Here is a 14,578-nt window from a genome sequence, read left to right on the forward strand (position 1 = left end):
TCCACGATCAACACCAGCCGGGTTGGAACCAGCCCGGTTTGGTACGGCAAAGCTTGGAGGTGCTTGTGTCGTCTTGGTTCTCGATCGACACGGTGTACGCGCTTGGTTCTCGCAACGCACAGCGTGCACCCTACCCGATCACGTGGGCGGTCTTTCGCCCTGGGGACGGAACCCCGTTCCCTGCCCTGCTCCGCAGGGGTCCGATTCCTCCCCGGCCTGAAGGCCAGGGCATCCTGGGAGGTCCCCGCTGAAAACCCAACGGAGGGCGAGCGCGGCCGCGGTCGCGCTGCTGCTCAGCGGCGCGGGCATCGCCATGGGGGCCACGCCCGCTCAGGCTGACGTGGTCGATGTCCAGTACGACTGCAAGACCCCCATCGGGGACAAGTCGGCGGTCTCGCCGATCGACATCAAGGCCGTCAAGGAGGGCGCCGGCTACAAGCTGACGATGTCCTTCCAGAAGGGCGTCTCCTCCAGCCCCATCGAGCTCGGCGCGGGCGCGATGACCCCGAGCGCGAAGATCGTCCTGGGCGGCGCCGAGACCGGGGCGGTCGACGTCACCGGCCCGGCCAACCCCGAGCCCATCCCGGCCAACACCCCGATCAAGATCAGCGACCTGTCGGGCACGTACACGCCGAAGAAGTCCGGCAAGGTCACCTTCACCGCCGGCGTCCTGCTGATCAAGGCGATGGGTACGACCTCCACCTGCACCCCGGGCAACAACCCCAAGCCGTCCCTGGAGCTGGACGTGACGGTCGGGGGCCCCACGCAGCCCCCGACGAGCCCGCCGCCGAGCAGCAAGCCGCCGACGAGCCCGCCGCCGAGCAGTCAGCCGCCGACGAGCGCCCCGCCGAGCAGCCGGCCGCCCACCAGCCAGCCGCCCACCAGCCCCGCACCCTCCCCGTCCGGTGGCGGCCAGACCGACTTCCCGGGCCAGACCGTCGACGTCACCTTCGACTGCGGGAGCTTCATCCAGGGAGGCCCGCTCAAGGGCAAGGTGACGATCAACGCGAAGAAGAACGGCGGCAGCTACGACCTGACCGCCACGACCGCCAAGGGCGTGATGAACAGCCCCATGGACCTTCCGGCGGGAGCGCTCCAGCCCTCGCTGGACATCAAGCTCGGCGGCGCCGACAGCGGCATCGTCAAGGTCAGCGGCCCGGGCAACCCCGAGCCGATCAAGGGTGGCGCGCCGGTCAGCCTCAGTGACATGAAGGGCAGCTACAAGCCCGGCAAGACCGGCAAGACCACGCTGACCCCGGACAAGCTGACGATCAACGTGGTCATGGCCCCGGGTGCCGCCCCGATCGTGGTGCCCTGCGCCGCGACCGCCAGTGCGGTATCGCTCACGCTGGACACCGCCGCCCAGCCCGGCGGCTCCGGCACCTCCGGCACCTCGGGCAGCGCCTCCGGCACCTCCGGCGGCCTCGCCCAGACCGGAGCCGCGGACGACGGCGGGATCAAGGCCCTGGCCCTGGTCGCCGGCACGGTCATGCTGCTCGGTGCGGCGGTCTTCACCTTCACCCCGTGGCGCCGCCTGCGCGGCCAGCGGTAACGCACGCTCGCAGAAACAGAACGGCCCGGCACACCTCGCGGTGTGCCGGGCCGTTCGCCCTGTCGGGGAGTGCGTCAGTGCACGCCGCCCATGAGGGGCTGGACCTTCTTGCGGTACATGTAGATCGCGATGCCGGCGAGGATCGCGAGCACGCCCTGGGTGGCGAACCAGCCCTGGGTGTCCGTCGGGGCGCCGAGGAGCTGGAGCAGCGCGATCGTGGAGTCACCGGCGGTGACCGCGAGGAAGAAGACGCCCATCATCTGGGAGGCGTACTTCTGCGGTGCCAGCTTGGTGGTCAGCGACAGGCCGACGGGGGAGAGGGTGAGCTCGCCGACGGTCTGGATGAAGTAGACGCCGACCAGCCACATCGGGCTGACCTTCGTGTCACCGGTGGCCACACCCTGGGCCAGCATCATGACGCCGAAGGAGACACCGATCATGACCAGCGCGAAGGAGAACTTCGCGAGGGTGGTGGGCTCCTTGGAGCGACGGGCCAGCGCCACCCACAGCATCGCGAACAGGGGCGCGAGAGCCATCACGAACAGCGGGTTCAGCGACTGGAACCAGCTCTCCGGGAAGTTGAAGCCGAACAGCGTGCTGTCCGTGCTGTCCTTGGCGAACAGGGCCAGCGTGGAGCCGGTCTGGTCGTAGATGGCCCAGAAGATCGCGGCGGCGGCGAAGAACCAGACGTACGCCGACATGCGCGAGCGCTCGACCCCGGAGAGGTCCTTGTCGCGCTTGATGCGCAGGAGTGCCCAGGCGGGGAGGACCAGACCGGCGATCGTCAGCGGCCACAGCGCGTAGTTGATCGTGAAGATGCCGGCCAGGCCGATGATCGCGTAGGCGGCGGCGGCGACGCCGAGCCAGATCAGGCCCTTCTTGAGGACGGAGGACTTCTCGGCGGCGCTCAGCGGGCTCGGAACCTGGTTCGAGACCGGGCTCAGGTGGCGGAAGCCGAAGAAGTAGAAGGCGAGGCCCAGGGCCATGCCGACACCGGCCATGGCGAAGCCGAGGTGCCAGTTGATCTCCTGGCCGACGTAGCCGATGGTCAGCGGGGCCACGAAGGCACCGAGGTTGATGCCCATGTAGAAGATCGTGAAGCCACCGTCACGGCGGGGGTCGTTCTTGTCGGTGTACAGCTGGCCGACCATCGTGGAGATGTTGGCCTTGAGCACACCGGAACCGGCGGCGATGAGCGCCAGGCCGATGAAGAACGAGACGGACGACGGCACGGCCAGCAGGAAGTGACCCGTCATGATCACGACACCGGCTACGGCTACGGCCTTGCGGGCGCCCCACACGCGGTCGCCGAGCCAGCCGCCCGGGAGGGCGAGCAGGTAGACCATCGCGTTGTAGACGGAGTAGATCGCGACCGCGGTCGCGTCGTTCATCCCGAGTCCGCCGTCGGCCACGTTGGTGGCCAGGAAGAGCACGAGGAGTGCGCGCATGCCGTAGAAGCTGTAGCGCTCCCACATCTCCGTCATGAAGAGGAAGGCGAGGCCGCTGGGGTGTCCGAGGAAGGTCTTCTCGGTGGAGGGGTCCGCCGAGCCCTTCGTCAGGCTGGAAGCCATGGTCGATCCTTGCTTGCTCGGGACGCGCGGCTTCGTGAGCTCAACGGCGCCCGGTGAGGGGTGGCCGGTACCGGCAGCGGGTGTCCCGGCCCCCACGCCCGGGGGGTCTCGCTCCGCGGGGGCGAAGACGAAGGAACATCCGTAACCGGGATCCACGCCCGTCGCGCTCCATCGCGCGAAGGGCCCGGCCCATAGGTCATTCACTGCCATCTGGCCCGGAACGGGCGGTGCGACAACAATGCCTGCCCGATCAGGACAGAAATAGAGACTTTCGGCTGGTTTTGGCTCGAAAGTCTCTCAGGTAGTGCATCAGGCGTCTCGACACCATACGACACGACAGTGGCGCATATGAAAGCACTTGAGAGATGGATCACAGGCCACGGTGGAACCAGGAGACCATATTCGAAGGTCGTTGGTCCTTCATAAGGCCAGATAGAGAGGGGTCTGTAGGCAGGCCTCTTCTTTCCCCCGCCGCGGACTACCATCACCCACATGACGCGTGTACTGCTCGCCGAGGACGACGCATCCATCTCGGAACCCCTGGCCCGCGCCCTGCGCCGGGAAGGGTACGAGGTCGAGGTCCGGGAGGACGGCCCCACCGCCCTGGACGCGGGACTGCAGGGCGGCATCGATCTCGTCGTCCTGGACCTGGGCCTGCCGGGCATGGACGGTCTGGAGGTCGCCCGCCGGCTGCGCGCCGAGGGCCACGGCTTCCCGATCCTGGTCCTCACCGCCCGCGCCGACGAGGTCGACACGGTCGTGGGCCTGGACGCCGGCGCCGACGACTACGTGACCAAACCCTTCCGCCTCGCCGAGCTGCTCGCCCGCGTCCGGGCCCTGCTGCGGCGCGGTTCCACCGAGGCCGCCCAGCCCCCCGCCACCCACGGGGTGCGCATCGACGTCGAATCGCACCGCGCCTGGATGGGCGAGGAGGAGCTCCAGCTCACGGCGAAGGAGTTCGACCTGCTGCGGGTCCTCGTCCGCGACGCCGGCCGGGTCGTCACCCGCGACCAGCTCATGCGCGAGGTCTGGGACACCACCTGGTGGTCCTCCACCAAGACCCTCGACATGCACATCTCCTGGCTGCGCAAGAAGCTCGGCGACGACGCGGCGAACCCCCGCTACATCGCCACCGTCCGCGGAGTCGGCTTCCGCTTCGAGAAGAGCTGAAACCACCCGGGACCACATAACCCCGGGACCGTACAACTAGGGCATTCTCTGATCCATGCGCCGCCGCCTGATCAATTCCACGCTCGCCGTGGTGCTCGTCGTCATCGCCGTCTTCGGGGTCTCCCTCGTCATCGTCGAGACCCGCACCATCACCAGCAGCGCCCAGGACCGCATCGAGTCCGAGGCGCTGCGGCTGGTGGGCATCGTCGAGAGCGACGTCCTGGAGAAGAAGCCGGTCGACGCCGGTGCGCTCGCCGAACAGCTCGACCCCGGCCGGTTCGCCCGGATCACGATCCCCGGCCGGGAGCCGGTCGAGATCGGGAAGCCCATCACCGACAGCGTCATCCGGGGCACCGCCCTCGGGGAGCAGGGCGAGGTCGTGGTCGTCGAGGAGCCCCGCTCCATCGTCACCCGCGAGGTCGGCCGGACCCTGGCCGTGGTCGGCGCCGTCGCCCTGCTCGCCGTCGTGGCGGCCGTCCTGCTCGCCGTACGCCAGGCCAACCGGCTGGCCTCCCCGCTGACCGACCTCGCCGAGACCGCCGAGCGCCTCGGTTCCGGCGACCCGCGCCCCCGCCACAAGCGGTACGGGGTCCCCGAGCTGGACCGGGTCGCGGACGTACTGGACTCCAGCGCCGAGCGGATCGGCCGCATGCTCACCGCCGAGCGGCGCCTGGCCGCCGACGCCTCGCACCAGCTGCGCACCCCGCTCACCGCCCTGTCGATGCGGCTGGAGGAGATCACCGTCACCGACGACCTGGAGACCGTACGGGAGGAGGCGACGATCGCCCTCACCCAGGTGGAGCGGCTCACGGACGTGGTCCAGCGGCTCCTGACGAACTCCAGGGACCCGCGCACGGGCTCGGCCGTCCCCTTCGACCTGGACGAGGTCGTCAAACAGCAGCTGGAGGAGTGGCGCCCCGCCTACCGCAGCGCCGGCCGGGCCGTCGTCCGCTCCGGGAAGACCGGCATCCGCGCCGTGGGCACCCCGGGCGCGGTCTCGCAGGTCCTGGCGACCCTGGTGGAGAACTCCCTCATGCACGGCGGCGGCACCGTGGCCCTGCGCACCCGCGTGATCGGCAACCAGGCCGTACTGGAGGTCACGGACGAGGGACCGGGGGTCCCGCCCGACCTGGGCAACCGGATCTTCGAGCGGGCCATCAGCGGCCGGAACTCCACCGGCATCGGCCTCGCCGTGGCCCGGGACCTCGCGGAAGCCGACGGCGGCCGCCTGGAGCTGCTCCAGACCCGGCCGCCGGTGTTCGCGCTGTTCCTCAGCCGCACCGCACCGGACCGCTCCGAGCCGGAGCAGACGGTCCGCTGAGGGCGGCCGGAGGCGGGGCGGCGGGCAGAGGCGGGAGGCCTCAGTTCGCGGCGGTCTCCGGGGTCCGGGCCGCCGGGGCCTGTATGTCCGCCGGGGCCTGGCCATCACGCTGCTCGACGACCAGCGAGGCCGCGGGCGGCGCGGGCAGGGCCTTGAAGACCCAGGTCCGGTAGGACCAGAAGCGGAACACGGTGGCGATGCCGATGCCGGTGAACTTGAAGAAGTTCGAGGCGAGCGGCCCGTCCCAGTGGAAGCCGTACGTGGCCGTGAACAGGATGCCGTTCTCGATCACGAGCCCGATCGCGCTGAACGCGACGAACAGCCCGAGCTCACGGGTCCGTCCCGCCCCGGTCCGGTCGGCCCGGTCCCGGTAGGCGAAGTAGCGGAAGCCCAGGTAGTTCGTGACGATGGCCACCAGGGTGGCTATCACGCCCGCGCGCACCATCTGCAGATCGGTGACGTGCCGGATCAGGTTGAAGACACCCAGGTTGACCAGGACCCCCAGCCCGCCGACGGCCCCGAACCTGGCGATCTCGCGCGCGAGCCCGCGCACGCGGCCGAGGACGGATCCGTTCTCCGACTTGCTCATATGAGGCTCAGTCCTGTCTTCGGGGCCCCCGTATGAGGCGTCACACGTTTTATCTGCGCGCGCCCATGCTAAGTGTCGCCCCACGGGTACGTCTGCGCCTTCGGACACCGTGCGACACACGGCACACCCGCCACCCGCGACAGCCGCGTACAGGCCACGGACACCCCCATGCGCGTCCAGATGGCGGAATACCGCCGGATACCCTGGAGGAGTGACGTTCCCGGTAGTCGGCATGGTCGGCGGCGGACAGCTCGCCCGCATGACCCACGAGGCGGGTATCCCCCTCGGCATCAGATTCAAGATCCTCAGTGACACCCCACAGGACTCGGCGGCCCAGGTCGTGAGCGACGTCGTCATCGGCGACTATCGCGATCTGGAGACCCTGCGCGCCTTCGCGCGCGGCTGTGACGTGATCACCTTCGACCACGAGCACGTGCCCATCGCGCACCTGCGGGCCCTGGAAGCCGACGGCATCCCCGTCCGCCCGGGGCCCGACGCGTTGGTGCACGCCGCGGACAAGGGGGTGATGCGCGCCAAGCTCGACGAGATCGGCGCGCCCAGCCCCCGCCACCGGATCGTGAGCGATCCGGCGGACGCGGCGGCCTTCGCCGAAGAGGTCGGCGGGTTCCCCGTCATCCTCAAGACGGTGCGCGGCGGGTACGACGGAAAGGGCGTGTGGTTCGTCCGTACGCAGGCGGACGCCGAGGCCCCGTTCAAGGCGGGCGTCCCGGTCCTGGCCGAGGAGAAGGTGGACTACGTCCGCGAGCTCGCGGCCAACATCGTCCGCTCCCCGCACGGCCAGGCCGTGGCCTACCCCGTCGTGGAGTCCGTCCAGGTGGACGGGGTCTGCGACACGGTCATCGCCCCGGCCCCGAACCTCTCGGAGGCCCTGGCCGGCGAGGCCCAGGCCCTGGCCCTGCGCATCGCCAAGGAGCTCGACGTGACCGGCCACCTGGCCGTGGAGCTCTTCGAGACCACCGACGGCCGGATCCTGGTCAACGAACTGGCGATGCGCCCGCACAACAGCGGCCACTGGACCCAGGACGGTGCCATCACCTCCCAGTTCGCCAACCACGTACGGGCCGTCCTGGACCTCCCCCTCGGCGACCCGCGCCCCCGCGCCAAGTGGACGGTCATGGCCAACGTGCTCGGCGGGGACTACCCCGACATGTACGCGGCGTACCTCCACTGCATGGCCCACGACCCCCAGCTGAAGATCCACATGTACGGCAAGGACGTGAAACACGGCCGCAAGGTCGGCCACGTCAACACCTACGGCGACGACCTGGACGATGTGCTGGAGCGCGCACGTCACGCAGCCGGCTACCTCAGAGGAACGATCACCGATTGACCTGCCCCCTCCCTAGCGGGAGGGGGTTCCCACCCTCGCGCGTGGGGCTTCCTGCTTCACCACGGACCGCCCCGGCCGAGAGGAGTACTCCCGTTGAGGCACGACGTCCGCTCCACAGGCAGTGACCGCCAGCCCGGCGGCCAGAAGGTTGATCGCCGCGTTCCCGTCCCGGTCATGGGTCGTTCCGCAGCTCTCGCATGTCCACTCACGGACGTTCAGGGGCATCGCGTCGGCGACGGTCCCACAGGTCGAGCACAGCTTGGTGCTGGGGAACCAGCGATCGACGGCGATCAGCTCGCGCCCGTACCAGGCCGCCTTGTACTCCGGCATCCGCCGCAGTTCGCCCCACGCCGCGTTCGTGATGGCGCGTGCGAGCTTGCGGTTCTTGAGCATGTTCCGGACCTTCTCTCCGGTGGAGAGCGTGACCAGGGCCGTCAGCCCGACATCGATTCCGATCGCGTGCGCCGTGTCCGGCATCGATGCCGGGGCGTCCTCGCACAGGAGGGACACGAACCAGCGATGTGCACGGTCACGGGAGACCGTCACCGTCGAAGGCATCGCCCCCGTCGGCAGGGGCCGGGACCATACGATCTCCAGCGGGGCGGCCATTTTCGCGAGCGTCAGCCGACCGTCCGCGTAACGGAAGGCGCTGCGCGTGTACTCGGCGGTCTGCCGGGCCCTCCGTTTCGATTTGAAGTGCGGATAACGTGCTCGCTTCTGCCAGAAGCGGACGAACGCCGCGTGCAGGTGCCTCAGTGTCTGCTGGAGCGGTACGGAGGACACCTCGGCCAGATAGGCCAGATCAGAGGTCTTCTTCCACGCCGTGAGCATCGCCGACGTCTGCCCGAAGTCCACACGCTCCTGGCGCGTTGCCCACGCCTCGGTCCGGGCGGCGAGGGCCAGGTTGTAGACCCTCCGCACGCACCCGAACGTCCTCGACAGCTCCGCTGCCTGCGTGTCGTTCGGATGGAAGCGGTACTTGAACGCCCGCTTCACAGAAGAATTCCCCACGTCCTGGACGCTAGGGGCGGTCACCACCCGAATACAACCCCAGGTGAAGGCATCACGGAGCGGTAGACCACCGCGACGCGGCTCAGGGCCGTGGATGCGTTTGCCAACCCGGCAGACTCCGGGAATTACCCACGCAAGGAGATTGGGATGAGCACGTCCCCCGCAGCAGCTCCCGTCATCGGCATCGTCATGGGCTCGGACTCCGACTGGCCCGTCATGGAGGCCGCCGCCCAGGCCCTCGACGAGTTCGAGATCCCCTACGAGGTCGACGTGGTCTCCGCCCACCGGATGCCGCGCGAGATGATCGCGTACGGGGAGCGGGCCGACGGCCGCGGCCTCAAGGCGATCATCGCGGGCGCGGGCGGCGCCGCCCACCTGCCCGGCATGCTCGCCTCCGTCACCCCGCTGCCGGTCATCGGCGTACCCGTCCCGCTGAAGTACCTCGACGGCATGGACTCCCTGATGTCGATCGTCCAGATGCCGGCCGGAATCCCCGTCGCCACCGTCTCGATCGCCGGTGCCCGCAACGCCGGGCTGCTCGCCGTACGGATGCTGGCCGCGCACGACCCGGAGCTGCGGGCCCGCATGACCGACTTCCTCCAGGACCTCAACGACCAGGCCACCGAGAAGGGCAAGCGGCTGCGCAACAAGGTCGCGGGCCAGGAGTCGTTCGGATTCGGGAAGTGAGCACGGCGGGCGAGGCGGCCGCTGCGGGCGGGGCGGGCGCCGCCCGGCACCTGGACGCGGCGCGCGAACTGCTCGCCGAACACCCGGTCGTCGACGGACACAACGACCTGCCCTGGGCCCTGCGCGAGACCGTGCGCTACGACCTGGACCGGCGCGACATCGGCCGCGACCAGAAGGGCCACCTGCACACCGACATCCCCCGGCTGCGGGCCGGCGGGGTCGGCGCGCAGTTCTGGTCGGTCTACGTGCGCTCCGACTACGCGGGCGACGACGCGGTCAGCGCCACCCTGGAGCAGATCGACGTCGTCGCCCAGCTGATCGACCGTTACCCGCGCGACCTGGTGCGGGCCCTGACGGCCGACGACATGGAGGCGGCGCGCGCCGAGGGCCGGATCGCCTCGCTGATGGGCGCCGAGGGCGGGCACTCCATCAACAACTCGCTCGCCACCCTGCGCGCCCTGCACCAGCTCGGCGTGCGGTACATGACGCTCACGCACAACGACACCATCGACTGGGCGGATTCGGCGACCGACGAGCCCCGGCACGGCGGCCTGAGCGAGTTCGGCCGCGAGGTCGTCCGGGAGATGAACCGGATCGGCATGCTCGTCGACCTCTCGCACGTCGCCGCGACCACGATGCGCGACGCGCTCGCGGTCACGGCTGCGCCGGTGGTCTTCTCGCACTCCTCCGCCCGGGCGGTCTGTGACCACGTGCGCAACATCCCCGACGACGTGCTGGCGCTGCTGCCGGCCAACGGCGGGGTCGCGATGGCCACCTTCGTGCCCAAGTTCATCCTCCCGGCGGCCGTCGAGTGGACCCTGGCGGCCGACGAGAACCTGCGCGCGCACGGCTACCACCACCTCGACACCACCCCCGGGGCGATGGCCCTGCACCGGGCCTTCGAGGAGGCGCGCCCGCGCCCGGTGGCCACGGCCGCCACGGTCGCCGACCACCTGGACCACATGCGCGAGGTGGCCGGCGTCGACCACATCGGCATCGGCGGGGACTACGACGGCACCGCCTTCACCCCGGCCGGGCTGGACGACGTGGCCGGGTACCCCAACCTGGTCGCCGAGCTGCTGGCACGCCGCTGGTCCAAGGCCGACCTGGCCAAGCTGACCTGGTCGAACGCGGTACGGACGCTGCGCGACGCCGAAGCGGTGGCGCGCGAGCAGTCGGCCTCCCGGGGCCCGTCCAACGCGGTGCTCCAGGTGTGAGGCCGAGGAGCCCCGCCACGTCCTGACCGGCCCGCCCGGCGGATCCGGCGCACGGCTGTGACCAGCGAACACCTGCCGGTTACACCCGAACGCCACATCCGCCGGGCGCCTCCGGCGTCCCACATGTCACGGTGGCAACATCTTCCCTGCTTCTCTCCCGCTGCTTTTCGCAACGACACAGCCGCCGAGACCGGAGCGCACGCCATGGCCGACCTGCAGGACGAACCGCACACGAACCCGGTGACCCCCGTGGGCCCCGGCTCCCTAGGAGCCGAGGATCCCCCGGGCACCTTGCTCCCGGGCACCTTGCTCCCGGGCGCCCTGGACCGGGCCGCCGCACTGCTTTGCGTCCATCCCGTCGCGGATGGCTGCAACACCCTCGCCTGGACCCTGCGCGAGAGTCCGTACCACGACATCGACACCTCGGACACGGGCGTCGACACCGACATCCCGCGGCTGCGCGCCGGGGGAGTGGGCGCCCAGTTCTGGTCGCTGCTCACGCCGCGCGAGGCCGCGGACACCGACCAGGTGGTGTCCGACACCCTCGAACAGATCGACGTGGCGCTGGCCCTGATGCGCCGATACCCCGACGACCTGTGCCTCGCACTGACCGCCGACGACCTGGCGGACGCCCGCAACCGGGGCCGCATCGCCTCCTTCCTCGGACCCGTGCCCGGCCGCACCCTCACCGACTCGCTGGGCGCGCTGCGCGCCTTCCACGCGCTGGGCGTACGGATCCTCGCGCCGGCCGGGGCCCCCTGGGCGACTGAGGGGCTGACCGCCTTCGGCCACGAGGTGGTCAAGGAGATGAACCGGCTGGCGATGCTGGTGGACCTCACCGGCTGCCCGCCCGCACCCGCCTGCCAGCTCGCCGCGGCCTCCAAGGCGCCGGTGATCATCTCGCACACCGGGGCGGCCGCCCTCAATCCGCACCCGGGCAACGTGACCGACGAGGTGCTGCTCGCGCTGCGCGCGGCGAACGGCCTGGCGATGGTCAGCTTCGACACCGCGCTCACCGGGGACTCCCTGCACGCGGTGGCGGACCACGTGGACCACGTACGAGCCGTCGCGGGTCCCCACTGCGTGGGCCTGGGCGCCGGCTTCGGCGCCGAGCCGGGCATCCCCCGGCCGGCCGGCCTGACGGACCCCTCGGGCTATCCGCGGCTGATCGCGGAACTGCTGGAGCGGGGCTGGCCGGAGACCGACCTGGCGCTGCTGACCTGGGGGAACGCCCAGCGGGTGCTGCGCGACGCGGAGTTCACGGCCCGCGCGGCGCAGCACCGTAGGGCGCCCTGAGCGGGAGCTGGACGGCCTAGACGCGGGCCGGCACCTCGGAGCCGGCCTTGGGCGCCGGGGCCGTCGCGGTCCCGGCGTCGTGCCCGGCCCCGGCCCCGGTCGCGGGTACGGGGCTCACGCTCGCCCGCCACAGGAGCAGGCAGGACCAGATCGCGGCCCAGCCCAGCAGGCCGTTGCGGAGCACCAGCAGGAACGTGCCGAAGCCGGTGCCCGGGAGGATCTCCGAGCCGTAGGTCAGCGGGTAGATCGCCGTGCTGAGCGCGGTGGAGGCCACGATCAGCCAGGCCACCGGCCGCTGCGTGGTGTGCTTGCAGGTCAGGCAGACGGCCGCGAGGCCGACCAGCCAGATGAGGTACTGCGGGCTGAGCACGCGGCTGGTGATGGTGAAGACGAGGATGGCGCACAGCGCGGCGTCCAGCGGGGTCGCGGTCGTCCAGCGCCGGGCCTTCACCCGCCACAGCAGCAGCCAGGCGAACCCGACGACCGTGAGGCCGACGGAGAGCAGGGCGACGCTGGAGACGTACGGGCCGAGGTACTCGTAGGCGCCGTAGCGGACCTCGACCTTCCCGGACCAGGCGCCGACGAGCTTGCCGAGCATCAGGGCCGAGCCGCCGAGGGACTCGACCTGAATGCCGCGGTTGCCCTGGTTGCCCAGGAAGCCGAGGGTGTCGCGGAAGAACAGCGCGAGCACGGCGAGCAGTACGGCCCCGGCCGCCACGGCCGACAGGACGGCGTCGCGGGTGGTGCGGCCGCGCGGGGTGCCGATCAGCGTGAGCAGCGGCCAGACCTTGACCAGGGCGCCGACTCCGGCGAGGACCCCGCCGAGCTTGCGGCGGAAGCGCAGGCACAGCAGCGAGCCGACGGCGAGCAGGGTGACCTGGAGGTCGTAGCGCCCGAAGGGCAGCGACAGCAGCAGCGGCAGCGTGGTCAGCCACAGCACGGCGCCGGCCAGGCTGCCGTCGGAGCGGCGGGCGGCGCGGACCAGGCCGACGGTGATCAGCGCGTCGCAGATCACGGTCAGCGCGACGAAGGCCTGGAAGTAGCTGAGGAAGGGCAGCAGGTCGGGCGAGAGGAAGATCGCCGCCGCGGCCGGCGGGTACTGCCACATGACGTCGTCGTGCGGCATGGTCCCCGTGACGAGGACGTCGTACCAGTTGTTGTAGGTCTGGGTGATCTCCACGCGGACCGATGAGGTGCCGTGCAGGTTCACCACCAGGAGGACCACCATCAGGGTCCGGGTGGCCAGCCAGAAGCCCGCCATGGCCAGGCGGCCGGCGCGCCCCCGGAGTGCGGAGTCGATGGTCGTGCTCGTACTGGTCATCGGCCGTGAGTCTAGCGATCCATTGCGCGCGGCCCCGGGTGGTCTCGCCAACGATCCGGTGACGAGATGCGAAACCGCTCATTCCGGAACGAAGCGGATCAAGGGCTGCGGAGGGTCAGGCGCGGGGGCGGCCCATGGCGCGGTAGGTCCAGCCGGCGGCGCGCCACCGGTCGGGGTCGAGGGCGTTGCGGCCGTCGAGGAGGAGCCGGTCGGTGACCACCTCGCCGAGGGCGGCGGGGTCCAGGTCGCGGAATTCCCGCCACTCGGTGAGGTGCAGGACCACCTCGGCGCCGCGGGCGGCGTCCAGGGCGGTGTCGGCGTACCCGAGGGTGGGGAAGACGCGGCGGGCGTTGTCGATGCCCTTGGGGTCGTAGACGGTGACCTGGCCGCCCTGGAGGTGGATCTGGCCGGCCACGTTCAGCGCGGGGGAGTCGCGGACGTCGTCGGAGTCCGGCTTGAAGGTGGCGCCGAGTACGGCGACGCGCTTGCCGAGGAAGGAGCCGCCGACGGCGTCGCGGGCCAGCTCGACCATGTGGCCGCGGCGGCGCATGTTGATGGAGTCGACCTCGCGCAGGAAGGTCAGGGCCTGGTCGGCACCGAGCTCGCCGGCCCGCGCCATGAACGCGCGGATGTCCTTGGGCAGGCAGCCGCCGCCGAAACCGATGCCGGCGCGCAGGAACTTCTTCCCGATGCGCTCGTCGTGGCCGATGGCCTCGGCCAGCTTCACCACGTCGCCGCCGGCGGCCTCGCAGACCTCGGCCATGGCGTTGATGAAGGAGATCTTCGTGGCGAGGAAGGAGTTGGCGGCGGTCTTGACGAGTTCGGCGGTGGGGAAGTCGGTGACGACCAGCGGGGTGCCCTCGCCCATGGGGGTCGCGTAGACCTCCCGCAGGACCTTCTCGGCGCGTTCGCCACGTTCGCCGTCGACCCCGATGACGATCCGGTCCGGGTGCAGGGTGTCCTGCACGGCGTAGCCCTCGCGCAGGAACTCCGGGTTCCAGGCGAGCTCGATCTCCTCGCCGGCCGGGGCGAGCGCGGTCAGCTTCGCGGCGAGGCGCTCGGCGGAGCCGACGGGCACGGTGGACTTGCCGACGACCAGGGCGGGCCGGGTCAGGTGCGGGGCGAGCGATTCCACGGCGGAGTCGACGTAGCTCATGTCGCAGGCGTACTCGCCGTGCTTCTGCGGGGTGTTCACACAGACGAAGTGGACGTCGCCGAAGGCGCCGACCTCCTCCCAGGAGGTGGTGAAGCGCAGCCGGCCCGTGGAGCCCGGCAGTCCGGCCACGTGCGCGGCCAGCAGTTCCTCCAGCCCCGGCTCGTACATGGGCACACGCCCGGCGGCCAGCATGGCGATCTTCTCCGGCACCACGTCCAGCCCGAGCACCTCGAACCCCAGCTCCGCCATAGCCGCGGCGTGCGTGGCGCCGAGGTATCCGGTGCCGATCACAGTGATCTTGAGGGGGGCCATGAGTGCTCCTGGAGGTGCGGGGCC

Annotated in this window: 12 protein-coding genes; 7 read left to right on the forward strand and 5 right to left on the reverse strand. The window is 70.7% G+C overall.

From position 1 onward, the window contains the following. The first annotated feature begins 313 nt into the window (after window positions 1–313). Window positions 314–1,552 carry a hypothetical protein gene (locus AC061S_RS17875; protein ID WP_478686934.1) on the forward strand — a complete coding sequence of 413 codons (1,239 nt, stop codon included), beginning with the start codon at window positions 314–316 and terminating at the stop codon, window positions 1,550–1,552. A gap of 74 nt (window positions 1,553–1,626) precedes the next feature. Here the strand turns inward: AC061S_RS17875 and AC061S_RS17880 are convergent, their stop codons facing one another. After that, complete coding sequence (locus AC061S_RS17880; protein ID WP_478686935.1) at window positions 1,627–3,123, reverse strand: peptide MFS transporter; 1,497 nt, start codon at window positions 3,121–3,123, stop codon at window positions 1,627–1,629. Window positions 3,124–3,615: 492 nt separating this feature from the next. On the opposite strand from AC061S_RS17880, the gene AC061S_RS17885 reads away from it, so the two are divergent. Beyond that, window positions 3,616–4,293, forward strand: a complete 678-nt coding sequence (locus AC061S_RS17885; RefSeq protein ID WP_046778942.1) for a response regulator transcription factor — start codon at window positions 3,616–3,618, stop codon at window positions 4,291–4,293. A gap of 55 nt (window positions 4,294–4,348) precedes the next feature. After that, entirely contained in the window at window positions 4,349–5,614 is a 1,266-nt protein-coding gene (locus AC061S_RS17890; protein WP_478686936.1) for an ATP-binding protein, read from the forward strand. Window positions 5,615–5,654: 40 nt separating this feature from the next. Here AC061S_RS17890 and AC061S_RS17895 read toward each other — a convergent pair whose 3' ends face one another. Continuing rightward, window positions 5,655–6,203, reverse strand: a complete 549-nt coding sequence (locus AC061S_RS17895) for a GtrA family protein (protein ID WP_478686937.1) — start codon at window positions 6,201–6,203, stop codon at window positions 5,655–5,657. Window positions 6,204–6,312: 109 nt separating this feature from the next. Here AC061S_RS17895 and AC061S_RS17900 point away from each other — a divergent pair, with 109 nt between their 5' ends. Further along, a complete protein-coding gene (locus AC061S_RS17900) occupies window positions 6,313–7,554 on the forward strand; it encodes a 5-(carboxyamino)imidazole ribonucleotide synthase (RefSeq protein ID WP_478686938.1) in 1,242 nt (413 codons plus the stop codon). Between the two features lie 12 nt (window positions 7,555–7,566). Here the strand turns inward: AC061S_RS17900 and AC061S_RS17905 are convergent, their stop codons facing one another. Then, entirely contained in the window at window positions 7,567–8,565 is a 999-nt protein-coding gene (locus AC061S_RS17905) for an RNA-guided endonuclease InsQ/TnpB family protein (RefSeq protein WP_478686939.1), read from the reverse strand. A gap of 147 nt (window positions 8,566–8,712) precedes the next feature. Between AC061S_RS17905 and purE the strand changes: the two genes are divergently transcribed. The 3 genes from purE to AC061S_RS17920 all read left to right on the forward strand — a co-directional run bounded on the left by purE (window position 8,713) and on the right by AC061S_RS17920 (window position 11,765). Continuing rightward, complete coding sequence (gene purE / locus AC061S_RS17910) at window positions 8,713–9,252, forward strand: 5-(carboxyamino)imidazole ribonucleotide mutase (RefSeq protein ID WP_478686940.1); 540 nt, start codon at window positions 8,713–8,715, stop codon at window positions 9,250–9,252. Next, window positions 9,249–10,469, forward strand: a complete 1,221-nt coding sequence (locus AC061S_RS17915) for a dipeptidase (protein WP_478686941.1) — start codon at window positions 9,249–9,251, stop codon at window positions 10,467–10,469. The genes purE and AC061S_RS17915 overlap by 4 nt, the downstream gene beginning before the upstream one ends. 204 nt (window positions 10,470–10,673) lie before the next feature. Continuing rightward, window positions 10,674–11,765, forward strand: coding sequence for a dipeptidase (locus tag AC061S_RS17920; RefSeq protein ID WP_478686942.1), 1,092 nt, complete (start codon window positions 10,674–10,676; stop codon window positions 11,763–11,765). 16 nt (window positions 11,766–11,781) lie between these two features. Here AC061S_RS17920 and AC061S_RS17925 read toward each other — a convergent pair whose 3' ends face one another. Beyond that, entirely contained in the window at window positions 11,782–13,086 is a 1,305-nt protein-coding gene (locus AC061S_RS17925; protein WP_478686943.1) for a glycosyltransferase 87 family protein, read from the reverse strand. A 115-nt stretch (window positions 13,087–13,201) separates the two neighbouring features. After that, window positions 13,202–14,554 carry a UDP-glucose dehydrogenase family protein gene (locus AC061S_RS17930; RefSeq protein ID WP_478686944.1) on the reverse strand — a complete coding sequence of 451 codons (1,353 nt, stop codon included), beginning with the start codon at window positions 14,552–14,554 and terminating at the stop codon, window positions 13,202–13,204. Window positions 14,555–14,578 lie beyond the last annotated feature (24 nt).

This window comes from Streptomyces sp. CA189 (assembly GCF_056428985.1).

Coding starts and splice junctions, on each gene's coding strand:
- AC061S_RS17925 (WP_478686943.1), bottom strand. CDS start 13,086: ATGACCAGTACGAGCACGACCATCGACTCCGCACTCCGGGGGCGCGCC.
- AC061S_RS17895 (WP_478686937.1), bottom strand. CDS start 6,203: ATGAGCAAGTCGGAGAACGGATCCGTCCTCGGCCGCGTGCGCGGGCTC.
- AC061S_RS17875 (WP_478686934.1), top strand. CDS start 314: ATGGGGGCCACGCCCGCTCAGGCTGACGTGGTCGATGTCCAGTACGAC.
- AC061S_RS17880 (WP_478686935.1), bottom strand. CDS start 3,123: ATGGCTTCCAGCCTGACGAAGGGCTCGGCGGACCCCTCCACCGAGAAG.
- AC061S_RS17885 (WP_046778942.1), top strand. CDS start 3,616: ATGACGCGTGTACTGCTCGCCGAGGACGACGCATCCATCTCGGAACCC.
- purE (WP_478686940.1), top strand. CDS start 8,713: ATGAGCACGTCCCCCGCAGCAGCTCCCGTCATCGGCATCGTCATGGGC.
- AC061S_RS17920 (WP_478686942.1), top strand. CDS start 10,674: ATGGCCGACCTGCAGGACGAACCGCACACGAACCCGGTGACCCCCGTG.
- AC061S_RS17890 (WP_478686936.1), top strand. CDS start 4,349: ATGCGCCGCCGCCTGATCAATTCCACGCTCGCCGTGGTGCTCGTCGTC.
- AC061S_RS17930 (WP_478686944.1), bottom strand. CDS start 14,554: ATGGCCCCCCTCAAGATCACTGTGATCGGCACCGGATACCTCGGCGCC.